Genomic DNA, 22500 nt, shown 5'->3' with positions numbered 1-22500 from the left:
TGTGACGTAAGTTGCAGTTCAGAACAGTGACGTCGACTTTTGACAACGATTGCTCACGCCCTGGAGATTCGGCGCTTGGTTGGGCTCGCACCTTGCTGCTAGCATGCAACCACACGCAAATATTTCCAATCGTTACAAACGGATGGGATCGAACTTGACTGCTCTCGGATCGTTGTTTCGCCGCCAGCCCGCGCCCCTGCTCGGGTTGGACGTCAGTTCGTCCAGCGTGAAGCTGGTCGAGCTGGGCCGTGACGCGAGCGGCAAGCTCGTGCTCGAGCGCTGCGCCATCGAGCCCCTCGAGCGCGGCTGGATCACCGACGGCAATGTCGAGAAGTTCGACGAGGTGGCGGAGGCCGTGCGGCGCGTGGTCCGCAAGAGCGGCACGCGCACCAAGAACGTCGCCCTGGCCCTGCCGCCGTCGGCCGTGATCACCAAGAAGATCGTGCTGCCCGGCGGCATGAGCGAGCAGGAGCTCGAGATCCAGGTCGAGTCCGAAGCCAATCAATACATTCCGTTCTCGCTGGACGAAGTCAGTCTCGACTTTTGCGTCATCGGACAGAGCGCCAGCTCGGCCGGCGACGTCGAGGTGCTGATCGCTGCCTCACGCAAGGAGAAGGTGCAGGACCGCCAGGGCCTGGCCGAAGCCTCGGGCCTCAAGGCCGTGATCCTGGACGTCGAGTCCTATGCCTCGCGGCTCGCCACTTCGCGCCTGATCGAGCTGCTTCCCGGCCAGGGCCAGGATGCGGTCGTTGCCCTGTTCGAGGTCGGTGCGTTCACCACCAGCATGCAGGTGCTGCGCAACCAGGAAGTGCTCTACGACCGCGACCAGGCCTTCGGCGGGGCGCAGCTGACCCAGCTGATCGTTCGGCAGTATGGCTTTTCGGTCGAAGAGGCCGAGGTCAAGAAGCGCAGCGGGGAACTTCCCGACGATTACGGCGCGGGCGTGCTCAAGCCCTTCGTCGCCAGCATCGCGCAGGAAATCGCCAGGGCGCTGCAGTTCTTCTTCACCAGCACGCCGCACAACCGTGTCGACTACGTGCTGCTGGCGGGCGGCTCGGCGGCGCTTCCCGGCCTCACCAGCGCCGTGACGCGCCAGACTTCGTTCGCCTGTTCACTGGTGAATCCGTTCGATGGCATGGAGATCGGCAGCGGCATCCGGGAGAAGAAGGTGCGGCGCGAAGCGCCGTCCTACCTCACCTCTTGCGGACTGGCCATGCGGAGGTTCTTGCAGTGATCCTGATCAATCTGCTCCCGCACCGGGAAGCGGCCCGCAAGCGTCGGCGTGAGACCTTCTACGTCACGCTGGGCCTTTCCGCGGTGCTGGGCTGCGTCATCGCCGGCGCCGCGTTTCTGTGGTTCGAAGCCCAGATTTCGGGTCAGCAGGCGAAGAACACGATGCTCAAGACCGAGATCGCCAAGCTCGAGATCGAGATCAAGGAGATCTCCACCCTGCAGGCTGAAATCGCGGCCCTGCGTGCGCGCCAGCAGGCGGTCGAGGATCTGCAGGGCGATCGCAACCTGCCGGTGCACCTGCTCAACGAACTGGTGCGGCAGTTGCCTGACGGCGTCTACATCACGAGCATGAAGCAGGAGAACCAGACGGTCACGCTGCAAGGCATGGCGCAGTCGAACGAGCGAGTCTCCGAGCTGCTGCGCAACCTGGGCAACAGCAGTCCCTGGCTGGTCAAGCCGGAGCTGATCGAGATCACCTCGGCGACCGTGAACCTGACGCCACGCGACCAGCGGCGGGTCGCCAACTTCAAGATGCGCATTGGTCTCAAGCGGCCGACCGACGCCCAGAAACCCGGCGCCGTGCCGGCACAAGTCAAGGCGAAGGGGTAAGCGCTCATGGCAAAGAAACGCTCCTCCTTCGACCTGGCGCTGAGCCTGCGGCGCTTCGGCCAGCAGTTCCAGGGACTGAACCCCAACGACCCTTCGGTCTGGCCGCCGGTGCCACGCTACGCCTTGTGCGTTGCGGTCGCCGCCGCGGTTCTTGTTGCGCTGTGGTTCGTCTGGCTCACCAATTCGAACGACGAACTCGATGCCGAGCGCGCCAAGGAAGTGACGCTCAGGGCGGACTACCAGAAGAAGGTGGCGCAGGCCGCCAATCTCGATCTGCTGAAGAAGCAGCGCGAACAGGTCCAGCAGTTCGTCACGGTGCTCGAGAAGCAGCTGCCGAGCAAGGCCGAAATGGATGCGCTGCTGTCCGACATCAACCAGGCCGGGCTCGGCCGCAGCCTGCAGTTCGAGCTGTTCCGACCGGGTCAGGTCTTGGTCAAGGACTACTACGCGGAGCTTCCGATCGCGGTGCGCGTGACGGGCCGCTACCACGACATGGGCGCCTTCGCCGCCGACATCGCGAATCTGTCGCGGATCGTGACCTTGAACAATCTCTCGGTGGCGCCGCAGAAGGACGGGGTGCTGGTCATGGATGCCACGGCGCGGACCTATCGCTATCTGGACGAGGAAGAGCAGAACATGCAGCGCGCCGCGGCCGCGGGGGCGAAGAAGAAATGAGGGCGCTCAGCTTACTGGTGCTTGCGGCCGCAGCGGTGGGCCTGACCGGCTGCATCGGTTCGGAACAGGAAGACCTCCAGCGTTGGATGGCCGAACAGCGCGCGCAGGTGAAGCCCAGCGTGCCCCCGATCACGGAACCGAAGAAGTTCACGCCGCAGGCCTACAGCGAGAGCGCCGCCTTCGACCCCTTCAACATGCAGAAGCTGACGCAGGCGCTGCGGCGCGATTCGGCCCAGCCCAGCAGCTCGGGCCTGATTGCCCCCGAACTGGCGCGGCGCAAGGAAGCGCTCGAGGCCTTCCCGCTCGATTCGATGGCGATGGTCGGAAGCCTGAGCCGCAACGGCCAGCCCGTGGCGCTCATCAGCGTCGACAAGCTGCTCTACCAGGTGCGGGTCGGCAACTATCTGGGACTCAACTACGGGCTCATCACCCGTATCAGCGAAACCGAACTCGGCTTGCGTGAAATCGTGCAGGACGCCGCCGGTGAATGGATCGAACGCGTGGCGACGCTGCAGTTGCAAGAGAGGTCGAAATGAAACTACAAAAATCAATGCTGGCGCAGTGGCTGCGCGTCGCCGGCGCGGCGCTCGTGGCGTTCGGCGCGGCGGCCGTCGTGCATGCCCAGAATGCGATCGAATCCGTCACGAGCTCGATGCAGTCCGGCGCAGAGGTGATCCGGGTCGATTTCACCCAGCCACTCGCCGCGGCGCCGACCGGCTTCGCGATCCAGTCGCCGGCCCGCGTCGCACTCGATTTCCCGGGTGTCACCAATTCCATCGGACGCAACGCGATCGAGATCAACCAGGGCAACCTGCGCTCGGTCAACGTGGTCCAGGCCGGCGAACGCACCCGCCTGGTGTTGAACCTCAAGCAGGCGACTGCCTACAAAACCGAGATCCAGGGCAAGTCGCTGCTGGTCTCGCTGGAGCCGGTGGCCGGCGCGGCGCTGGTGGCCTCGGCCCAATCGGCCTTCGCCGAGAACCGCAACCGCGACATGCTGCCGCTGCGCGATGTCGATTTCCGCCTCGGCAGCGACAACACCGGCCGCGTGATCGTCGACCTGGCCAACAACCAGGTGGGTGTCGACATCCGCCAGCAAGGCAAGAACCTGGTGGTGGAATTCACCAAGTCGACCTTGCCCGAAGGCCTGCGCCGCCGCCTCGACGTGTCCGATTTCGGCACGCCCGTGCAACTCGTGACCACCCAGCAGGTCGGTGACCGCGTCCGGATGGTGATCGAGCCCCGCGGTGAGTGGGAGCACAGCGCCTACCAGAGCGAGAACCAGTTCGTGGTCGAAGTGCGGCCGCGCAAGATCGATCCGACCAAGCTGACGCAGGGCGTGGGCTACAACGGCGAGAAGCTGTCGCTGAACTTCCAGAACATCGAGGTGCGCTCGCTGCTGCAGGTGATCGCCGACTTCACGAACTTCAACATCGTGACTTCCGACTCGGTCACCGGTTCGCTGACGCTGCGCTTGAAGGATGTGCCCTGGGACCAGGCGCTGGACATCATCCTGCAGGCCAAGAACCTCGGCATGCGCAAGAACGGCAGCGTGCTGTGGATCGCGCCCAAGGACGAGATCAACGCCAAGGAAAAGATGGAGTTCGAGGCCCAGGCCGCGATCCAGAACCTGGAGCCGCTGCGTACCCAGTCCTTCCAGCTCAACTACACGAAGGCACTGCAGATCGCCGCAGGCCTGACCGGCACCGGCGCCTCCGCCGGCGGCGGCGGTGGTGGCGGCGCCGGCACGGCGACCCGGATCCTGAGCCCGCGCGGCAGCGTGATCGCGGAAGCGCGTACCAACCAGTTGTTCGTGTCGGACATCCCGTCTCGCCTGGTGCAGGTGGCCGAGCTGATCCAGAAGCTGGACATCCCGGTGCGCCAGGTCCTGATCGAGGCGCGCATCGTCGAAGCGGCAGATACGTTCGGCAAGTCGCTGGGCGTGAGGCTGGGCGGCGGCGTGTTGAACAACAACAATGCGATCGGGCCGACGGTTTTCGTTCCCGGAACTGCGAACACGGCGGCGAACATCATCTCGACCCCGACCGGCAGCAACTTCGTCAATCTGCCATCGACCGGTGTCACGGGCAACGGCAGCGCGCCGGGCACGTTCGCGATTTCGCTGTTCAATTCCAGCTTGTCCCGCATCCTGAACCTCGAGATTTCCGCCCTCGAAGCCGACGGCAAGGGCAAGGTGGTGTCGAGCCCGCGCGTCGTGACGGCCGACCAGACCAAGGCCTTGATCGAGCAGGGCACGGAGTTGCCCTACCAGGTCGCGACCTCCAGCGGCGCCACCTCGATCGCGTTCCGCAAGGCCAACCTGAAGCTCGAGGTGACCCCGCAGATCACGCCCGAGGGCAACATCATCCTGACGCTCGACGTCAACAAGGACACGGTGGGACGGCCGACCACGGCCGGCTTCGCGATCGACACCAAGCACGTGCAAACCGAGGTGCTGGTCGAGAACGGCGGGACGGTCGTCATTGGTGGTATCTTCGAACTCACTGAATCCAATGACGAGTCGCGCATCCCGGTGCTCGGTGAAGTGCCTTATCTCGGGGCACTGTTCCGGACGCGCACTCGCACTGCCAACAAAACTGAAATGCTCGTCTTCATCACCCCGAAAATGATCACCGACCGCAACGCTGCGCGTTGAACGCGCAGCGTTCGTAGCTTCGCATGGCGGTCGCACTCGTCGGCTTGCCCGGCGCCGGAAAATCCGCGATTGGCCGGCGTCTGGCGCAGCGCCTGCAGCTTCCCTTCATCGACAGCGATCATGTGATCGAGGATCGGCTCGGCTGTTCGATCCGCGACTACTTCGAACGCGAGGGGGAGGCCAGTTTCCGGGATCTCGAGCAGTCGGTCATCGCCGAACTGGCGGCGGCGCCCCACGGCGTGGTGGCCACCGGCGGCGGCTGCGTGTTGCGGGAGGCCAATCGGCAAACCCTGCGCGCCAACTTCCATGTGCTCTACCTGCGCTCGACGCCCGAGGATGTGTTCCGGCGGCTGCGCCACGACGTCAAGCGGCCACTGCTGCAGGTGGCCGACCCGCTGGGCCGCTTGCGCGAGCTCCATGAGGCGCGCGATCCGCTCTACCGTGAGACGGCCCACGAGATCGTCGAGACCGGCCGGCCGTCGATCGCGATGCTGGTCAACATCATCGTGATGCAGCTCGAGCTCGCCGGGGTCGTGGTGCCCGACGCCAAGGGACATCCGGTCGACTGACCCGGGGCCAGTCGGCGTGCACCTAAACTCGGGGGCATGCCATTGCCCGTTCTGCCCGTCCCCCCTCAACATGTCGAGATCCAGCTCGGCGAGCGCAGCTACCAGATCCTGATCGGCAGCGAGCTGCTCGGCGATGCACGCAGTTTCGCGGCCGTGCCGGCGGCTGCCAGCGCCCTGATCGTCACCAACACCACCGTGGCGCCACTCTATGCGGCAGCCCTGCAAAAGGCGCTGGCTGGCCGCTACCGCGAAGTGCACGTGCTCGAACTGCCCGACGGCGAGGCCCACAAGGACTGGCAGACCCTGAACCTGATCTTCGATGCGCTGCTGGCCCGAGGCAGCGACCGCAAGACGGTGCTGTTCGCGCTCGGCGGTGGCGTGGTGGGCGACATGACCGGTTTCGCCGCCGCCAGCTACATGCGTGGCGTGCCTTTCGTGCAGGTGCCGACGACGCTGCTGGCGCAGGTCGATTCGTCGGTTGGCGGCAAGACCGCAATCAATCATCCCCTGGGCAAGAACATGATCGGCGCCTTCTACCAGCCCCAACTGGTGCTGTGCGACCTGGCGACGCTGGCCACGCTGCCGCCGCGCGAACTCAGCGCCGGGCTGGCCGAGGTCATCAAGTACGGCCCGATCTACGACATGGACTTCCTGGCCTGGATCGAGGACCACATCGATGCACTGATCGCCCGCGAGCCCACCGCGCTGGCGCACGCGGTCAAGCGCAGCTGCGAGATCAAGGCCGAGGTCGTGGGCCAGGACGAGCGTGAAGCCGGCCTGCGCGCGATCCTCAATTTCGGCCACACCTTCGGCCACGCGATCGAGTCGGGGCTCGGCTATGGCGAGTGGCTGCACGGCGAGGCGGTCGGCTGCGGCATGGTCATGGCGGCGCATCTGTCGCAGCGGCTCGGCGGCATCGACGCCGCCTTCGTCGCGCGGCTGACGACACTGGTTCGTCGCGCCGGCCTTCCGGTCACCGCGCCGGCGCTCGGGGCCGAGCGCTACCTTGAGCTGATGCGCGTCGACAAGAAATCGGAAGCCGGCGAGATCCGTTTCGTGGTCATCGACAAACCGGGCTCGGCGGTGGTGCGCAGCGCGCCCGATGCGATGGTGCGCGAAGTCCTGGCGCATTGTTGCGTGGCCTGACATGAGCCTCGCGCCCTATGCCTGCGACCCCGCGCGCTCGCGCGGCCGGCGCCATCCCGAGGTGCCGGCGCCGACGCGCGACGCCTTCCAGCGCGACCGCGACCGGATCGTTCATTCGACCGCCTTCCGGCGCCTGGTCTACAAGACCCAGGTCTTCCTGAACCACGAAGGTGACCTGTTTCGGACCCGGCTCACGCATTCGCTCGAGGTCGCCCAATTGGGCCGTTCGATCGCGCGGGCGCTCCGGCTCAACGAGGACCTGGTCGAGGCGATCGCGCTGGCCCACGACCTGGGCCACACCCCTTTCGGCCATGCGGGCCAGGACGCGCTCGATGCCTGCATGCAGGGCCACGGCGGCTTCGAGCACAACCTGCAGAGCCTGCGCGTGGTCGACGAACTCGAGCATCGCTACCCGCAGTACGACGGCCTCAACCTGAGTTTCGAAACCCGCGAGGGCATTCTCAAGCACTGCTCGCGCGCCAACGCCGAACGCATCGAGGCCGAGGAGCCGGGCGGGGTGGGGCGGCGCTTCTGCGACCGCACCCAGCCCGGGCTCGAGGCGCAGCTGTGCAACCTGGCGGACGAGATCGCCTACAACGCGCACGACATCGACGACGGCGTCCGGTCGGGGCTGATCGGTATCGATCATCTCGGCGAGGTCGACCTGTTCGATCGGCATCGGCGCGAGGCCTTGGCCGAGCATCCCGGCCTGCAGGGGCGACGGGTGCTGTACGAAACCATTCGCCGGATGCTCAGCGCGCAGGTCTACGACGTCATCGACGCCACCCGCAGTGCGCTCGAATCGACCGCGCCGGCGGATGCGGACGCGGTGCGCCGAAGCGCGCCGCTGGTGCTTTTCAGCGCCCGCATGCGCGTGGAGTCCTCGGATCTCAAGCGCTTCCTGTTTCGCAATCTTTATCGCCACCCCCGAGTGATGCAGACAGCGGACCAGGCCCAGGCCGTCGTGCGTGCGCTGTTCGACGCCTACCTCGACGACGCCGCCCAAATGCCCGAGGCCTTCGCCCAGCGTGCCGACCGCCAGCGAGGCGTCGCGGACTACATCGCCGGCATGACCGACCGGTTCGCGATCCGGGAATACGAGCGCCTCACGGGGCGGCGGTGGGTCGAATGAGCGGACCGTCGATGCATCGGCCCCGGATCCCCGCCGCGGCGCTCGCGGTCGTCGCGGGCGGCGTCGCCGCCGCACTGCACATCGGCAAGCTGCCGCCGGCGGTGCCGGCCCTGCAAGCCACGCTGGGCATTGGCCTGGTGCAGGCGGGGTTCCTGCTGTCGCTGGTGCAGCTGGCGGGCATGACGCTCGGCCTGCTGGTCGGGCTGGCAGCCGACACCATCGGCCTGCGGCGCAGCATGCTGGCCGGACTGATGCTGGTCAGCCTCACGAGTGCGCTGGGAGGCGGGGTAGGGGTCTGGATCGATGACCCGGTCCTTGCGGTCGGCTGGCTGCTCGCCCTGCGCGCGCTCGAGGGCGTCGGCTTCCTGCTGGCCGTGATGCCGGGACCCGGGCTGATCCGCGCGGTGGCCCCTGCCGGCGCGGACAAGAGCGCGATCGGCCTGTGGGGCGCCTACATGCCGTTCGGCGTCGCCCTGGCCTTGCTGCTGGGCCCGGCGTCGATCGCCGGTGCCGGCTGGCCGGGCTGGTGGTGGGCATTGGCGGCGATCTCCGCCGCCGCGGCGGTGGGGGTGGCGCTGGCGGTGCCGCCGGACCGCACCCGTCGGGGCGCGTCGGGCGGTTCGGCCGAGGGGTGGTCGGTGCGACTGCGCGACACCCTGGGCGCGAGCGGGCCCTGGACGCTCGCGCTGGCATTCGCGGTCTATTCCTCGCAATGGATGGCCGTGATCGGCTTCCTGCCTGCCATCTATGCCAGTGCAGGGGTGCCGGCTGGCTGGAATGCGGCGCTCACTGCGCTGGCCGCAGGCGCGAACATCGTCGGCAACGTGGCGGGCGGCCAGCTGCTGCAGCGCGGCATGGCGCCGGTCCGGCTGTTGCGCTGGGGATTTGTCGTGATGGGGCTCGGCAGCGTCGCGGCTTTCGCCGGGATCAGCGCTCCGGAGACGGCCTGGAGCCTGCCGCCGGCACTGCGCTATCTGGCGATCTGCATGTTCTCCCTCGGCGGCGGCGTCGTGCCGGCGACCCTGTTCATGCTCAGCGTGCGGTGCGCGCCCGGCGCTTCCACGGTGTCGACCACCGTGGGCCTGATGCAGCAGGCCTCCTCGTTCGGCCAGTTCGTGGCGCCGCCGGTGGTGGCCTGGCTCGCGCACCGCGTGGGCGGCTGGCAATGGACCTGGATCGTGACCCTGGCGTGTTCGCTCGCGGGCATGGTCCTCGCGGCCCGGCTTTCGCCGTCCGTACCCAAGAGGGGCGCCGCATGACGGACCCTGCAACGGTTTCCGCCGCGCAGGCCGAGGCCGACACCCGGCGCTGGCTCGAACGCGCGGTGATCGGACTCAATCTTTGTCCCTTCGCCAAAGCCGTGCACACGCGCGGCCAGGTCCACTACGCGGCCTTTTTGCAGGATGATGAGTCCGGCCTGATCGAGGCAATGATCCGCGAGGCCGAAGCGCTTGCGGCCTTGGCGCCCTCCGAGCGCGACACCACACTTCTGATGGCACCGAACACCTTGGCCGACTTCCTGGACTTCAACGATTTCACGGCGCGTGCCGAGCGCCGCCTGGCGCGCGCGGGCTTCGACGGGCTTCTGCAACTGGCCAGCTTCCACCCGCGCTTCCAGTTCGGCGGCACCGAGGTCGACGACATCACGAACGCCACCAACCGGGCCCCCTATCCCACGCTGCACCTGCTGCGCGAGGACAGTGTCAGCCGGGCGGTCGACGCCTTTCCGGACGCCGAGGCGATCTTCGGGCGCAACATCGAGACGCTCGAAGCGCTGGGTGCGGCCGGATGGGCGGCGCTGGACGTCGGGCCGGGGAGCGAGCGATGAGCGCCGCGCCGGACCGCTCCGAGCAAGCTCGCACCGCAGTGCGCAGCACGGAGGTTGCATGAGCAAGGCTGCGAAGGCTTCGAAAGCCGAAGCGGAGGTCCTCGGCGAACTGCGGCCGGGCCAGTCGGTCGAGCTGCTCAAGGAACTCCATATCCTCACGCGCGAAGGCCGGCTCAACCAGGATTCGCGCCGCAAGCTCAAGCAGGTCTACCACCTGTTCCAGTTCATCGAGAAGCTGTTGCGCGAGCTGCCGGACGACGGCGCCCAGGCCTCGCTGGCCGACCACGGCGCCGGCAAGTCGTACCTGGGCTTCATCATCTACGACCTGTTCTTCAAGCAGCGCGGCGCGGGCCATGTCTACGGCATCGAGACCCGGGCCGAGCTGGTCGAGAAGTCGCGCACGCTGGCCCAGCGGCTGGGCTTCGATCGCATGGCCTTCCTCAATCTCACGGTGGCCGAATCCGCCAGCGCGGCCGAGCTGCCGCCGCGGATCGACGTCGTGACCGCGCTCCATGCCTGCGACACCGCCACCGACGACGCCATCGCTTTCGGGCTGGCGAAGCAGGCGCGCTTCATGGTGCTGGTGCCTTGCTGCCAGGCCGAGATCGCCGCCTGCCTGCGCCAGACCAAGGCGCTGGCCCTCTCGCGCACGCCGCTGGCGGAGCTGTGGCGCCACCCGTTGCACACGCGCGAGATCGGCAGCCAGCTCACCAATGTGCTGCGCTGCCTGTATCTGGAAGCGAACGGCTATCAGGTCACGGTGACGGAACTCGTGGGCTGGGAGCACAGCATGAAGAACGAGCTGATCATCGCGCGCCACACCGGCCAACGCAAAGCCAGCGCGGCCGAGAGGCTGCGCGAACTGCTCGAGCAGTTCGGGCTCGCGACGCTGCTGGAGACCCGCTTCCGGCTCTCCTGAGCCGCGCACCCCTGCGCCACCTCCGTCATGGCTCGATTGCCCCGTCTCACGCTGGCCGGCCAGCCGCACCACGTGATTCAGCGCGGAAACAACCGCCAGGCCGTGTTTCTCGACCGCGCCGACCGCGAGATGTTCCTGGGGCTCCTGGGAGAGAACGCGGCTCGCTTCGGCATTGCGCTTCACGCCTACGTCTTGATGGACAACCACTTCCATCTGCTGGCCACGCCCTCGACCGCCGACGGCCTGCCGCAGTGGATGCAGGCGGTGGGTCGGCGCTATGTGCGCTACTTCAATGACCGGCACGGGCGCAGCGGCACCTTGTGGGAAGGGCGCTACAAGTCGACGCTGATCCAGACCGACCGCTATTTGCTGGCCTGCATGGCCTACATCGACCTGAACCCGGTGCGCGCCGGCCTGGCGGCCGAGGCGCGCGACTACCCGTGGTCGAGCCACGCGCACTACGCGGGACTCGTGCACGACAAGCTGCTCACGCCGCACGCGCTCTACTGGGCGCTCGGCAACACCCCATTCGCGCGCGAGGCCGCCTATGCCGAAATGGTGCGTGCAGGCATTCCGGCCGCCGCTCAGGCGCTGCTGACCGAGGCGACCCTGCATGGCTGGGCCGTCGGCGATCGCGACTTTGTCGATTCGTTACAAAAAACCACAGGGCGCCGCGCGCTGAAAGCGCGTGCCGGGCGGCCGCCGCTGCCTCATCCGCGTTAATCGACACAGAGAAGTTGCCCGCAGGGACTCGCGGGTGCGCTATTGTTTTTGATGTGTCCCTAATTTTTGACCAATGATTTTTGTCGGAATCTAATTGGAATCTGACCCCAATTAAATGATTTGGCATTATTTGTGCAACGCAATATGCTCCTCTTCCCTGCGAAAACTGAAGGAGCACGCCCATGACGACGGCTGCCGAGATCCAGCATCTCCAAGAACACGGTCTTTATTCCGCCGCTGACGAGCATGACGCCTGCGGCGTCGGCTTCGTGGCCCACATCAAGGGCGAGAAAAGCCACGCCATCGTGCTGCAGGGCCTCAAGATCCTCGAGAACCTGGACCACCGCGGCGCAGTGGGCGCTGACAAGCTGATGGGCGACGGCGCCGGCATCCTGATCCAGCTGCCCGACCTGCTGTACCGCGAGGAGATGGCCAAGCAGGGCGTGATCCTGCCGCCGCCCGGCGAATACGGCGTCGGCATGATCTTCCTGCCGAAGGAGCATGCCTCGCGCGAAGCCTGCGAGCAGGAGATGGAGCGCGCCATCAAGGTCGAGGGCCAGGTGCTGCTGGGCTGGCGCGACGTGCCGGTCAACCGCGAGATGCCGATGTCGCCCAACGTGCGCGCCAAGGAGCCGCTGCTGCGCCAGGTGTTCATCGGCCGCGGCAACGACGTGATCGTGCAGGACGCGCTGGAACGCAAGCTCTACGTGATCCGCAAGACCGCCAGCGCCAACATCCAGCGCCTGAAGCTCAAGCACAGCAAGGAATACTACGTTCCGAGCATGTCCAGCCGCACGGTGGTCTACAAGGGCCTGCTGCTGGCCGACCAGGTCGGCACCTACTACCTCGACCTGCAGGACAAGCGCTGCGTCTCGGCGCTGGGCCTGGTGCACCAGCGCTTCTCGACCAACACCTTCCCCGAATGGCCGCTGGCCCACCCGTACCGCTATGTCGCCCACAACGGCGAGATCAACACGGTCAAGGGCAACTACAACTGGATGAAGGCGCGCGAGGGCGTGATGTCGTCGCCGGTGCTGGGTGCCGACCTGCAAAAGCTCTATCCGATCAGCTTCCCGGGCCAGTCCGACACCGCCACCTTCGACAACTGCCTCGAGCTGCTGACGATGGCCGGCTACCCGATCAGCCAGGCCGTGATGATGATGATTCCCGAGCCCTGGGAGCAGCACGCCACGATGGATCCGCGCCGCCGCGCGTTCTATGAATACCACGCCGCGATGCTCGAGCCCTGGGACGGCCCGGCCTCGATCGTCTTCACCGACGGCCGCCAGATCGGCGCCACGCTCGACCGCAACGGCCTGCGTCCGTCGCGCTACTGCGTCACCGACGACGACCTGGTGATCATGGGTTCGGAATCCGGCGTGCTGCCGGTGCCCGAGCAGAAGATCGTGCGCAAATGGCGCCTGCAGCCCGGCAAGATGTTCCTGATCGACCTCGAGCAGGGCCGCATGATCGACGACGAGGAAGTCAAGTCGACGCTGGCCAACAGCAAGCCCTACAAGCAGTGGATCGAGAACCTGCGCATCAAGCTCGACAGCGTCGAGGCCGAGACGGTGCATGCACCGGTCAGCCCGGTCAGCCTGCTCGATCGTCAGCAGGCTTTCGGCTACACCCAGGAAGACATCAAGTTCCTGATGAGCCCGATGGCCGCGGCCGGCGAGGAAGGCATCGGCTCGATGGGCAACGACAGCCCGCTGGCCGTGCTCTCGAACAAGAACAAGCCGCTCTACAACTATTTCAAGCAGCTGTTCGCGCAGGTGACGAACCCGCCGATCGACCCGATCCGCGAGGCGATCGTGATGTCGCTGGTGTCCTTCATCGGCCCGAAGCCGAACCTGCTGGACATCAACCAGGTCAACCCGCCGATGCGGCTCGAGGTGAGCCAGCCGATCCTCGACTTCGCCGACATGGCGAAGCTGCGCGACATCGGCACCTACACGCAGGGCAAGTTCAAGAGCTACACGCTCGACATCACCTACCCGCTGGGCTGGGGCGACGAGGGCGTCGAGGCCAAGCTGGCCTCGCTGTGCGCCGAAGCCGTGGACGCGATCAAGGGCGGCCACAACATCCTGATCGTGAGCGACCGCAACGTCGGCCCGACGCAAGTCGCGATCCCCGCCCTGCTGGCGCTGTCGGCGATCCACCAGTACCTGGTGCGCGAAGGCCTGCGCACCACGGCCGGCCTGGTGGTCGAGACCGGTTCGGCGCGCGAAGTGCATCACTTCGGCGTGCTCGCGGGCTACGGCGCCGAAGCCGTGCATCCCTACCTGGCGATGGAAACGCTGGCCGCGATGCATGAAGACCTGTCCGGCGACCTGAGCGCCGACAAGGCGATCTACAACTACGTCAAGGCGGTCGGCAAGGGTCTGTCGAAGATCATGTCGAAGATGGGTGTCAGCACCTACATGAGCTATTGCGGCGCCCAGCTGTTCGAGGCCATCGGTCTCAACAGCGAGACGATCGGCAAGTACTTCACCGGCACCGCCAGCCGGGTCGAGGGCATCGGCGTGTTCGAGATCGCGCAGGAAGCGATTCGCATGCACAAGGCCGCCTTCAGCGACGACCCGGTGCTCGCCCACATGCTCGACGCCGGCGGCGAGTACGCCTGGCGCACCCGCGGCGAAGAGCACATGTGGACGCCCGACGCGATCGCCAAGCTGCAGCACAGCACGCGCGCCAACAACTTCAACACCTACAAGGAATACGCGCAGATCGTCAACGACCAGAACCGCCGCCATCTCACGCTGCGCGGCCTGTTCGAGTTCAGGATCGATCCGGCGAAGGCCATTTCGGTCGACGAGGTCGAGCCCGCGACCGAGATCGTCAAGCGCTTCGCCACCGGCGCGATGTCGCTCGGCTCGATCAGCACCGAGGCCCACGCGACCCTGGCCGTGGCGATGAACCGCATCGGCGGCAAGAGCAACACCGGCGAGGGCGGGGAAGACCCGGCGCGCTACCGCAACGAGCTCAAGGGCATCCCGATCAAGATGGGCGACACGCTCAAGAGCGTGATCGGCGAGGCCAATGTCGAGGTCGACCTGCCGCTCGAGGCCGGCGACTCGCTGCGCTCGAAGATCAAGCAGGTGGCATCGGGGCGCTTCGGCGTCACGGCCGAGTACCTGTCCTCGGCCGACCAGGTGCAGATCAAGATGGCGCAGGGCGCCAAGCCTGGCGAGGGCGGCCAGCTGCCCGGCGGCAAGGTCACGAAGTACATCGGCCAGATGCGCTACTCGGTGCCGGGCGTGGGCCTGATCTCGCCGCCGCCGCACCACGACATCTATTCGATCGAGGACCTGGCGCAGCTGATCCACGACCTGAAGAACGTCGCGCCGCACGCCAGCGTCAGCGTCAAGCTCGTGAGCGAAGTCGGTGTCGGGACCATCGCCGCCGGCGTTGCCAAGTGCAAGAGCGACCACGTGGTGATCGCGGGCCATGACGGCGGCACCGGCGCTTCGCCCTGGTCGTCGATCAAGCACGCCGGCAGCCCGTGGGAAATCGGCCTGGCCGAGACCCAGCAGACCCTGGTGCTGAACCGCCTGCGCGGGCGCATCCGCGTGCAGGCCGACGGCCAGATGAAGACCGGCCGCGACGTCGCCATCGGCGCCTTGCTGGGTGCCGACGAATTCGGTTTCGCGACCGCGCCGCTGGTGGTCGAAGGCTGCATCATGATGCGCAAGTGCCACCTGAACACCTGCCCGGTGGGCGTGGCCACGCAGGACCCGGTGCTGCGCCGCAAGTTCTCGGGCAAGCCCGAGCACGTGGTCAACTACTTCTTCTTCGTCGCCGAGGAAGTGCGCCAGATCATGGCCCAGCTCGGCGTGCGCAAGTTCGACGACCTGATCGGCCGTGCCGACCTGCTCGACACCAAGCAGGGCATCGAGCACTGGAAGGCCCGCGGGCTCGACTTCGGCCGCCTGTTCGCGCAGCCGAACGTGCCGGCCGACGTGCCGCGCTTCCATGTCGACAGCCAGGACCACGGGCTCGAGAAGAGCCTGGACGTGAAGCTGATCGAGAAGTCGCGCCCGGCGATCGAGAAGGGCGAGAAGGTGCAGTTCATCGAGATCGCGCGCAACGTCAATCGTTCGGTCGGCGCCATGCTGTCGGGCGCGCTCACCAAGGTGCACCCGCAGGGCCTGCCCGACGACTCGATCCGCATCCAGCTCGAAGGCACGGGCGGCCAGTCCTTTGGCGCCTTCCTGGCGCGCGGCATCACGCTCTACCTGATCGGCGATGCCAACGACTACACCGGCAAGGGGCTCTCGGGCGGCCGCGTGGTGGTGCGTCCCAGCCTCGACTTCCGCGGCGAGGCGGTGCGCAACACCATCGTCGGCAACACCGCGCTGTATGGCGCGACCACCGGCGAGGCCTACCTCTGCGGCGTGGCCGGCGAGCGCTTCGCGGTGCGGCTGTCGGGCGCCACCGCGGTGGTCGAAGGCACCGGCGACCATGGCTGCGAGTACATGACCGGCGGCACGGTCGCGGTGCTCGGCAAGACCGGGCGCAACTTCGCCGCCGGCATGAGCGGCGGCGTGGCCTTCGTCTATGACGAGGACGGCCAGTTCGCCTCGCGCTGCAACCTCACGATGGTCTCGCTCGAGAAGGTGCTGACCTCGGCCRAGCAGACCGCCAGCGTGCATCGCAAGGTCTGGCACGACGGCGAGACCGACGAGGCGCAGCTGCGCAAGCTGCTCGAGGACCATCACCGCTGGACCGGCAGCAAGCGCGCGCGCGAACTGCTCGACAGCTGGGCGGTCTCGCGGACCAAGTTCATCAAGGTCTTCCCGAACGAATACAAGCGCGCGCTGGCCGAGATCCACGACCGCGAGGTCGAGCTCACCAGCAGCGGCAACAACGCGCATGCGGGCATGGAACCGCACGCGGCCGCGAAGTCGGTGGCGGCGGTCTGACGAGCGATAACGAACAAAGAGGAAAGCACGATGGGAAAAATCACCGGCTTCATGGAGCATGAGCGTATCGAGGAGGGCTACAAGCCCGTCCAGGAACGGGTCAAGCATCACAAGGAATTCATCGTCGGACTCGACGAGGCGCAAGCCAAGGTGCAGGGCGCGCGCTGCATGGACTGCGGCACGCCGTTCTGCAACAGCGGCTGCCCGGTCAACAACATCATTCCGGACTTCAACGACCTGGTCTATCGCAGCGACTGGCAGAGCGCCTTCGTGGTGCTCGACTCGACCAACAACTTCCCGGAGTTCACCGGCCGCATCTGTCCGGCGCCCTGCGAGGCCGCCTGCGTGCTCAACGTGAACGACGATCCCGTCGGCATCAAGTCGATCGAGCACGCGATCATCGACCGCGCCTGGGACGAAGGCTGGGTCGCGGCCCGGCCGGCCAAGCACAAGACCGGCAAGAAGGTCGCGGTGGTTGGCTCCGGCCCGGCCGGCATGGCGGCGGCGCAGCAACTCGCGCGCGTCGGCCACGACGTCACGCTGTTCGAGAAGAACGACCGCATCGGCGGCCTGCTGCGCTACGGCATCCCCGACTTCAAGATGGAGAAGGTGCACATCGACCGCCGCGTCGAGCAGATGAAGGCCGAAGGCGTGAGCTTCCGCACCGGCGTGATGGTCGGCGCCGCCAAGGATCCGCTGGGCAAGGGCTCCAAGGTCACCAACTGGGCCAAGGAAACCGTCACGCCCGAACAGCTCGACCGCGAGTTCGATGCGGTGCTGCTGACCGGCGGCGCCGAGCAGTCGCGCGACCTGCCGGTGCCCGGCCGCGATCTCGACGGCATCCACTTCGCGATGGAATTCCTGCCGCAGCAGAACAAGATCAACGCCGGCGACAAGGTCAAGGGCCAGCTGCGGGCCGACGGCAAGCACGTGATCGTGATCGGCGGCGGAGACACCGGCTCCGATTGCGTCGGCACCAGCAACCGCCACGGCGCCGCCAGCGTGACCCAGTTCGAACTGATGCCGCAGCCGCCGGAGGAAGAGAACCGACCGATGACCTGGCCCTACTGGCCCTACAAGCTGCGCACCAGCTCCAGCCACGAGGAGGGCTGCGAGCGCGAGTTCGCCATCTCCACCAAGGAATTCATCGGCGAGAAGGGCAAGGTCACGGGACTCAAGACCGTGCGCGTCGAATGGAAGGACGGCAAGATGGTCGAAGTGCCCGGCAGCGAGCAGGTGCTCAAGGCCGACCTGGTGCTGCTGGCGATGGGCTTCGTGAGCCCGGTGGCCAACGTGCTGGATGCCTTCGGCGTCGAGATGGACGCCCGCGGCAATGCCAGGGCCAGCATCGACTTCATCGGCGGCTACGCGACCAATGTGCCGAAGGTGTTCGCCGCCGGCGACATCCGCCGCGGCCAGTCGCTGGTGGTCTGGGCGATCCGCGAGGGGCGCCAGGCGGCGCGCTCGGTCGACGAATTCCTGATGGGTTTCAGCGACCTGCCGCGCTGAAATGGCCCCCACGCTCCCCCACTGCGTGTGGGTCGCTGCCCCCCGAGGGGGCCGCAGGCCGCCTTGGGGCGGCCCGGCGCCGGCCTGAGCCCCCACGCTCCCCCACTGCGTGTGGGTCGCTGCCCCCCGAGAGGGCTGCAGGCCGCCTTGGGGCGGCCCGGCGCCGGCCTGGATGGCCCCCACGCTCCCCCACTGCGGGTGGGTCGCTGCCCCCCGAGGGGGAAGTCGCAGGCCGCCCGTCTGCGCGAAGCGCCGGCCTGAGCCTCCACTCTTCCCAATGGTGGGGGTTGCTGCCCCCCGAAGGGGCTGCGGGCCGCCTCCGTGCTTTCCCTTATCATCAGCCGTTACCGCGAGCCGGGATGTCCTCATGGGCGCCCCGGCTTTTTCATTGCTATGGACCCATCACCTCCCACTTCCCTCGTTGAGTTTCGCGACGTCGCTTTCGGCTACGGCGATCGCACGATCCTCGACGGCGTCTCGTTCTCCGTGCCCCGCGGCAAGGTGACGGCGCTGATGGGTGCCTCGGGCGGCGGCAAGACTACCGTGCTGCGCCTGATCGGCGGGCAGGTGCGGGCGCGCCGTGGCGAAGTGCGGGTCAATGGCGACGATGTCGGCAAGATGGGGTCCGCTGCGCTCTATGCGGCCCGGCGCCGCATGGGCATGCTGTTCCAGTTCGGCGCGCTGTTCACCGACATGAGCGTGTTCGACAACGTCGCTTTCCCGCTGCGCGAGCACACGCGCCTGCCCGAGGGGCTGGTGCGCGACATCGTGCTCATGAAGCTCGACGCGGTCGGCCTGCGCGGCGCCCGCGAGCTGATGCCCAGCGAGGTCTCAGGCGGCATGGCCCGGCGCGTGGCGCTGGCGCGGGCGATCGCGCTCGACCCCGACCTCGTGATGTACGACGAACCCTTCGCCGGCCTGGATCCGATCTCGCTCGGCACCGCGGCGCGGCTGATCCGGCAGTTGAACGACACGCTGGGCCTGACCAGCGTGGTCGTGTCGCATGACCTCGAAGAGACCTTCCGCATCGCCGACCACGTGATCATCCTGGCCAACGGCGGCATCGCCGCCCAGGGGACGCCGCAAGAGGTGCGCGTCAGCACCGAACCGCTGGTCCATCAGTTCGTCAATGCGCTGCCCGAGGGGCCGGTGCATTTCCACTATCCCGCGGTCGGCGTCGAGGATGACTTCGGCAATGCGCAGGGGGGGCGCGAATGAGCTGGTACAAGCCATCGGATGTCGGCTTTGCCGTGCGCAGCAAGCTGGCCGACTTCGGGCTCGGCGCACGCCTGTTCGTGCGACTGGCCTTCCAGGGGGCTCGAAGCCTGCAGCGCTTCGGACTGGTGCGCGACCAGATCCACTTCCTGGGCAATTACTCGCTCGCGATCATTGCGGTCTCGGGCCTGTTCGTGGGCTTCGTGCTGGGGCTGCAGGGCTACTACACGCTGCAGCGCTACGGCTCGTCCGAAGCATTGGGCCTGCTGGTGGCGCTGGGCCTGGTGCGCGAACTCGGCCCGGTGGTCGCGGCGCTGCTGTTCGCGGGTCGCGCGGGCACCTCGCTCACGGCCGAGATCGGCCTCATGAAGGCCGGCGAGCAATTGAGCGCCATGGAGATGATGGCGGTCGACCCGGTGCAGCGCATCCTGGCGCCGCGCTTCTGGGCCGGCGTGATCACCATGCCCCTGCTGGCGGCGGTGTTCAGCGCGGTCGGCGTGATCGGCGGCTACGTGGTCGGCGTGCTGATGCTGGGCGTCGATCCGGGCGCCTTCTGGGGCCAGATGCAGGGCGGTGTCGATGTCTGGCGCGACGTCGGCAACGGCGTCGTCAAGAGCATCGTCTTCGGTTTTGCCGTGACCTTCATCGCGCTGCTGCAGGGCTACCAGTCGCAGCCGACGCCCGAGGGCGTGTCGCGCGCCACCACGCGGACGGTCGTGGTCGCCTCGCTCAGCGTGCTCGGGCTCGACTTCATGCTGACCGCCATGATGTTCAGCATCTAGCAAACACGTTTCGAGAGAGTGCAACACATGCAACGTTCCAACAATGACATCTGGGTCGGCCTGTTCGTGCTGATCGGCGGCGCGGCGCTGCTGTTCCTGGCGCTTCAGTCGGCCAATCTGCTGGGCCTGAACTTCAACAAGACCTACGCCGTGACCGCGCGCTTCGACAACATCGGCGGCCTCAAGCCCCAGACGGCGGTCAAGAGCGCCGGCGTGGTGGTCGGGCGTGTCGAATCCATCACGTTTGACGACAAGAATTTCCAGGCCGCGGTGACGCTGGCGCTTCAAAATCGCTACAGTTTCCCCAAGGACAGCTCGTTCAAGATCCTGACCAGCGGCCTGCTCGGCGAGCAGTTCATCGGGATCGAAGCTGGCGCCGACGAAAAGAACCTGCAGGCTGGCGACGTCGTGACCGACACGCAATCCGCCGTCGTGCTTGAAAACCTGATCAGCCAGTTCCTGTACAGCAAAGCGGCGGAGGGGAGCACGCCCCCCGGCAACGCCAACAAGAAATGAAACCACGATTTCCATCCGCCGGCCGGCCCGTGCGCGGCCGTCTCGCCATCGGTGCGCGCGCCGCATTGGCCGCCGGCTTCCTCGTCCTCGCCACCGGCTGCGCCACGGGCCCCGGCGCCAACCCGGCGGACCCCTTGGAGCCGCTCAACCGGCAGGTCTACCGCTTCAACACCGCCGTCGACGATGCCGTGCTGAAACCGGTCGCAATGGCCTATCAGGCGGTCCTGCCGTCGCCGGTGCGCACGGGCGTCAGCAATTTCTTCGGCAATCTCTCGGACGTCTGGAGCTTCGCCAACAGCGTGGCGCAGCTCAAGCTCCAGGACAGTGCGCAGACCTTCATGCGCGTGAACGTCAACAGCGTCTTCGGCCTCGGCGGGATTCTCGATGTCGCCACCGAACTCGGGATCGATCGCCGCAGCGAGGATTTCGGCCAGACGCTGGGCCGCTGGGGAGTACCAGCGGGGCCGTACCTGGTGCTGCCGCTGCTTGGGCCCTCGACGCTGCGCGACACCGTCGCGCTGCCGGTGGACATCCAGGGCGATCCGGTGAACCACGTGGCGGATATCTCGGTGCGCAATTCAATGTACGCTCTCCGCTACACCGACATCCGTGCCAGCCTGCTGCGGGTGGGCCAGTTGCTCGACGATGCCGCGCTCGACAAGTACACCTTCACGCGTGACGCCTTCCTGCAGCGCCGCCACAACGAAGTCCACGACGGCGACTTGCCCGACGACGGCAACTAGGGCCGGCGCGCGGGCGGCCGCCGATTGCATTCAGTTGCAGCGCCGGACGCCCGTCGTTGAACCCTGTCGGCCGGACAGGGCTCCAAACCCTCAGAGCGTCTGCTCGATATTTGATGACAAGGGATTGATTCGATGAACCAGATTCTTCAACGCCGTACCCTGGGACGCCTTGCGCTGGCCGGCCTGCTGCTGGTGGGGGCCGGCGTCGGATTCGTGCGGCCGGCCCAGGCTGCCGACGAGGCGCCCGATGCGCTGGTGAAGCGTCTGTCCTCGGATGTGCTCGAGACCATCAAGGCCGACAAGTCGATCAAGGCCGGCGACATCGGCAAGATCATGGTGCTGGTCGACACCAAGATCATGCCGAACGTGAACTTCCTGCGCATGACGTCTTCCGCCGTCGGCCCGGCCTGGCGCCAGGCCACGCCGGAGCAGCAGAAGCGGCTCGAAGAGGAGTTCAAGACGCTCTTGGTGCGCACCTACGCGGGTGCCCTCGACCAGGTCAGCGACCAGACCGTGAGCGTGCGTCCTTTCCGCGGCTCGCCCGATGACAAGGAGGTGCTGGTGCGCACCGAAGTCAAGGGCGGTGGCGGCGACCCGGTGCAGCTCGACTACCGGCTCGAGAAGACGCCGGGCGAAGCCGGCGGCTGGAAGATCTACAACATCAACGTGCTGGGCGTGTGGCTGGTGGATACCTACCGCACCCAGTTTGCGCAGCAGATCAACAGCAAGGGCATCGACGGGCTGATCGCCGCCCTGGCGGCGCGCAACAAGAGCAACGGCAAGGGCTGAGTCCGCCATGCTGGTGCTGCCGCCCAAGTTGACGCACGACGAAGCGCCTGCCTGCGCCTACATGCTCCAGCAGGGGCTGGCCGGGCAGACGGACACGGCCACGGTGGTCGACGCCAGTGCGCTGGTCCACTTCGATTCCTCGGCGCTCGCGGTGCTGCTCGAGTGTCGGCGCGAGTCGAGCGCACTCGGCCGCGGCTTCGCGGTGAAAGGCCTGCCGACGCGCCTGCGCGAATTGGCCGCCCTGTACGGAATCGCAGGCCTTTTGCCCGCCGCACCGTAGTTCTTGCTCGCCCCCAGGTTGCCCGGCACTTCGTGTCCGGGCGCCCACCCCCTACCGGGGGCAACACCAGCGGCCCGGCGAAGCCGGTTCCGCGGTGTTTCACGAACGGGCCTGGCTGCGCCGGCCGTGAAAACCGGCGCTGCTCCTCTTTTTCGGCCGGCGCAGCCAGGCCCGTTGGTGGGCAGTCGCGGAACCGGCTTCGCCGGGCCGCTGACTGCGCCCCCGGTAGGGGGTGGGCGGCTACACGAAGT

General features: G+C 67.0%; 20 protein-coding genes. All 20 read left to right on the top strand.

The features are described 5' to 3' along the window. Nucleotides 1-154 precede the first annotated feature (154 nt). The 20 genes from AC1D2O_RS09785 to AC1D2O_RS09690 all read left to right on the top strand — a co-directional run bounded on the left by AC1D2O_RS09785 (nucleotide 155) and on the right by AC1D2O_RS09690 (nucleotide 22249). On the top strand, nucleotides 155-1234 hold the full coding sequence (locus tag AC1D2O_RS09785) for a pilus assembly protein PilM (protein ID WP_442284757.1): 1080 nt from the start codon (nucleotides 155-157) through the stop codon (nucleotides 1232-1234). Continuing rightward, nucleotides 1231-1842: a PilN domain-containing protein gene (locus AC1D2O_RS09780; protein ID WP_478089211.1), complete on the top strand. Its 612-nt coding sequence runs from the start codon at nucleotides 1231-1233 to the stop codon at nucleotides 1840-1842. The genes AC1D2O_RS09785 and AC1D2O_RS09780 overlap by 4 nt, the downstream gene beginning before the upstream one ends. A gap of 6 nt (nucleotides 1843-1848) precedes the next feature. Next, nucleotides 1849-2517, top strand: a complete 669-nt coding sequence (locus tag AC1D2O_RS09775) for a type IV pilus inner membrane component PilO (RefSeq protein WP_478089210.1) — start codon at nucleotides 1849-1851, stop codon at nucleotides 2515-2517. After that, nucleotides 2514-3053 carry a pilus assembly protein PilP gene (locus AC1D2O_RS09770; protein ID WP_478089209.1) on the top strand — a complete coding sequence of 180 codons (540 nt, stop codon included), beginning with the start codon at nucleotides 2514-2516 and terminating at the stop codon, nucleotides 3051-3053. The genes AC1D2O_RS09775 and AC1D2O_RS09770 overlap by 4 nt, the downstream gene beginning before the upstream one ends. Further along, the gene (locus AC1D2O_RS09765) at nucleotides 3050-5173 is read left to right on the top strand and encodes a type IV pilus secretin PilQ (protein WP_478156839.1); all 2124 of its coding nucleotides are present in this window, start codon (nucleotides 3050-3052) and stop codon (nucleotides 5171-5173) included. The genes AC1D2O_RS09770 and AC1D2O_RS09765 overlap by 4 nt, the downstream gene beginning before the upstream one ends. Before the next feature lie 23 nt (nucleotides 5174-5196). Next, nucleotides 5197-5742: a shikimate kinase gene (locus tag AC1D2O_RS09760; RefSeq protein WP_478089207.1), complete on the top strand. Its 546-nt coding sequence runs from the start codon at nucleotides 5197-5199 to the stop codon at nucleotides 5740-5742. A gap of 36 nt (nucleotides 5743-5778) precedes the next feature. Next, entirely contained in the window at nucleotides 5779-6888 is a 1110-nt protein-coding gene (gene aroB, locus AC1D2O_RS09755) for a 3-dehydroquinate synthase (protein WP_478089206.1), read from the top strand. A gap of 1 nt (nucleotide 6889) precedes the next feature. Further along, nucleotides 6890-8020 carry a deoxyguanosinetriphosphate triphosphohydrolase gene (locus AC1D2O_RS09750; protein WP_478089205.1) on the top strand — a complete coding sequence of 377 codons (1131 nt, stop codon included), beginning with the start codon at nucleotides 6890-6892 and terminating at the stop codon, nucleotides 8018-8020. Nucleotides 8021-8031: 11 nt separating this feature from the next. Beyond that, entirely contained in the window at nucleotides 8032-9279 is a 1248-nt protein-coding gene (locus tag AC1D2O_RS09745; protein ID WP_478156837.1) for an MFS transporter, read from the top strand. After that, nucleotides 9276-9848, top strand: a complete 573-nt coding sequence (locus tag AC1D2O_RS09740) for a DUF1415 domain-containing protein (protein ID WP_478089203.1) — start codon at nucleotides 9276-9278, stop codon at nucleotides 9846-9848. The genes AC1D2O_RS09745 and AC1D2O_RS09740 overlap by 4 nt, the downstream gene beginning before the upstream one ends. 58 nt (nucleotides 9849-9906) lie before the next feature. Beyond that, complete coding sequence (locus AC1D2O_RS09735; RefSeq protein WP_478089202.1) at nucleotides 9907-10767, top strand: class I SAM-dependent methyltransferase; 861 nt, start codon at nucleotides 9907-9909, stop codon at nucleotides 10765-10767. A 27-nt stretch (nucleotides 10768-10794) separates the two neighbouring features. Further along, complete coding sequence (locus tag AC1D2O_RS09730; protein ID WP_478089201.1) at nucleotides 10795-11490, top strand: transposase; 696 nt, start codon at nucleotides 10795-10797, stop codon at nucleotides 11488-11490. Between the two features lie 182 nt (nucleotides 11491-11672). Beyond that, entirely contained in the window at nucleotides 11673-16415 is a 4743-nt protein-coding gene (locus AC1D2O_RS09725; protein ID WP_478156835.1) for a glutamate synthase-related protein, read from the top strand. Nucleotides 16416-16445: 30 nt separating this feature from the next. Beyond that, nucleotides 16446-17924: a glutamate synthase subunit beta gene (locus AC1D2O_RS09720; RefSeq protein ID WP_478156833.1), complete on the top strand. Its 1479-nt coding sequence runs from the start codon at nucleotides 16446-16448 to the stop codon at nucleotides 17922-17924. A gap of 393 nt (nucleotides 17925-18317) precedes the next feature. Then, entirely contained in the window at nucleotides 18318-19142 is an 825-nt protein-coding gene (locus AC1D2O_RS09715; RefSeq protein ID WP_478093860.1) for an ABC transporter ATP-binding protein, read from the top strand. After that, on the top strand, nucleotides 19139-19921 hold the full coding sequence (mlaE, locus tag AC1D2O_RS09710; RefSeq protein ID WP_478093861.1) for a lipid asymmetry maintenance ABC transporter permease subunit MlaE: 783 nt from the start codon (nucleotides 19139-19141) through the stop codon (nucleotides 19919-19921). The genes AC1D2O_RS09715 and mlaE overlap by 4 nt, the downstream gene beginning before the upstream one ends. 27 nt (nucleotides 19922-19948) lie before the next feature. After that, on the top strand, nucleotides 19949-20437 hold the full coding sequence (mlaD, locus tag AC1D2O_RS09705) for an outer membrane lipid asymmetry maintenance protein MlaD (protein WP_478156831.1): 489 nt from the start codon (nucleotides 19949-19951) through the stop codon (nucleotides 20435-20437). Further along, the gene (locus tag AC1D2O_RS09700) at nucleotides 20434-21180 is read left to right on the top strand and encodes an MlaA family lipoprotein (RefSeq protein WP_478093864.1); all 747 of its coding nucleotides are present in this window, start codon (nucleotides 20434-20436) and stop codon (nucleotides 21178-21180) included. The genes mlaD and AC1D2O_RS09700 overlap by 4 nt, the downstream gene beginning before the upstream one ends. Nucleotides 21181-21312: 132 nt before the next feature. Next, nucleotides 21313-21969 carry an MlaC/ttg2D family ABC transporter substrate-binding protein gene (locus AC1D2O_RS09695; RefSeq protein WP_478156829.1) on the top strand — a complete coding sequence of 219 codons (657 nt, stop codon included), beginning with the start codon at nucleotides 21313-21315 and terminating at the stop codon, nucleotides 21967-21969. A gap of 7 nt (nucleotides 21970-21976) precedes the next feature. Further along, complete coding sequence (locus AC1D2O_RS09690) at nucleotides 21977-22249, top strand: STAS domain-containing protein (protein ID WP_478156828.1); 273 nt, start codon at nucleotides 21977-21979, stop codon at nucleotides 22247-22249. The last annotated feature ends 251 nt before the right edge of the window (nucleotides 22250-22500 follow it).

This window comes from Variovorax sp. P1_G12, assembly GCF_056405555.1.
Note: the sequence above shows the minus strand (reverse complement) of the source record. Positions and strands in the feature narration are given on the sequence as shown.

What these genes read in the sequence shown, in the direction of transcription:
- AC1D2O_RS09745 (WP_478156837.1), top strand. Translation starts at nt 8,032, where the DNA reads ATGCATCGGCCCCGGATCCCCGCCGCGGCGCTCGCGGTCGTCGCGGGC.
- AC1D2O_RS09760 (WP_478089207.1), top strand. Translation starts at nt 5,197, where the DNA reads ATGGCGGTCGCACTCGTCGGCTTGCCCGGCGCCGGAAAATCCGCGATT.
- AC1D2O_RS09775 (WP_478089210.1), top strand. Translation starts at nt 1,849, where the DNA reads ATGGCAAAGAAACGCTCCTCCTTCGACCTGGCGCTGAGCCTGCGGCGC.
- mlaD (WP_478156831.1), top strand. Translation starts at nt 19,949, where the DNA reads ATGCAACGTTCCAACAATGACATCTGGGTCGGCCTGTTCGTGCTGATC.
- AC1D2O_RS09700 (WP_478093864.1), top strand. Translation starts at nt 20,434, where the DNA reads ATGAAACCACGATTTCCATCCGCCGGCCGGCCCGTGCGCGGCCGTCTC.
- AC1D2O_RS09690 (WP_478156828.1), top strand. Translation starts at nt 21,977, where the DNA reads ATGCTGGTGCTGCCGCCCAAGTTGACGCACGACGAAGCGCCTGCCTGC.
- AC1D2O_RS09695 (WP_478156829.1), top strand. Translation starts at nt 21,313, where the DNA reads ATGAACCAGATTCTTCAACGCCGTACCCTGGGACGCCTTGCGCTGGCC.
- AC1D2O_RS09730 (WP_478089201.1), top strand. Translation starts at nt 10,795, where the DNA reads ATGGCTCGATTGCCCCGTCTCACGCTGGCCGGCCAGCCGCACCACGTG.
- AC1D2O_RS09750 (WP_478089205.1), top strand. Translation starts at nt 6,890, where the DNA reads ATGAGCCTCGCGCCCTATGCCTGCGACCCCGCGCGCTCGCGCGGCCGG.
- mlaE (WP_478093861.1), top strand. Translation starts at nt 19,139, where the DNA reads ATGAGCTGGTACAAGCCATCGGATGTCGGCTTTGCCGTGCGCAGCAAG.
- AC1D2O_RS09715 (WP_478093860.1), top strand. Translation starts at nt 18,318, where the DNA reads ATGGACCCATCACCTCCCACTTCCCTCGTTGAGTTTCGCGACGTCGCT.
- AC1D2O_RS09735 (WP_478089202.1), top strand. Translation starts at nt 9,907, where the DNA reads ATGAGCAAGGCTGCGAAGGCTTCGAAAGCCGAAGCGGAGGTCCTCGGC.
- AC1D2O_RS09740 (WP_478089203.1), top strand. Translation starts at nt 9,276, where the DNA reads ATGACGGACCCTGCAACGGTTTCCGCCGCGCAGGCCGAGGCCGACACC.
- aroB (WP_478089206.1), top strand. Translation starts at nt 5,779, where the DNA reads ATGCCATTGCCCGTTCTGCCCGTCCCCCCTCAACATGTCGAGATCCAG.
- AC1D2O_RS09765 (WP_478156839.1), top strand. Translation starts at nt 3,050, where the DNA reads ATGAAACTACAAAAATCAATGCTGGCGCAGTGGCTGCGCGTCGCCGGC.
- AC1D2O_RS09770 (WP_478089209.1), top strand. Translation starts at nt 2,514, where the DNA reads ATGAGGGCGCTCAGCTTACTGGTGCTTGCGGCCGCAGCGGTGGGCCTG.
- AC1D2O_RS09720 (WP_478156833.1), top strand. Translation starts at nt 16,446, where the DNA reads ATGGGAAAAATCACCGGCTTCATGGAGCATGAGCGTATCGAGGAGGGC.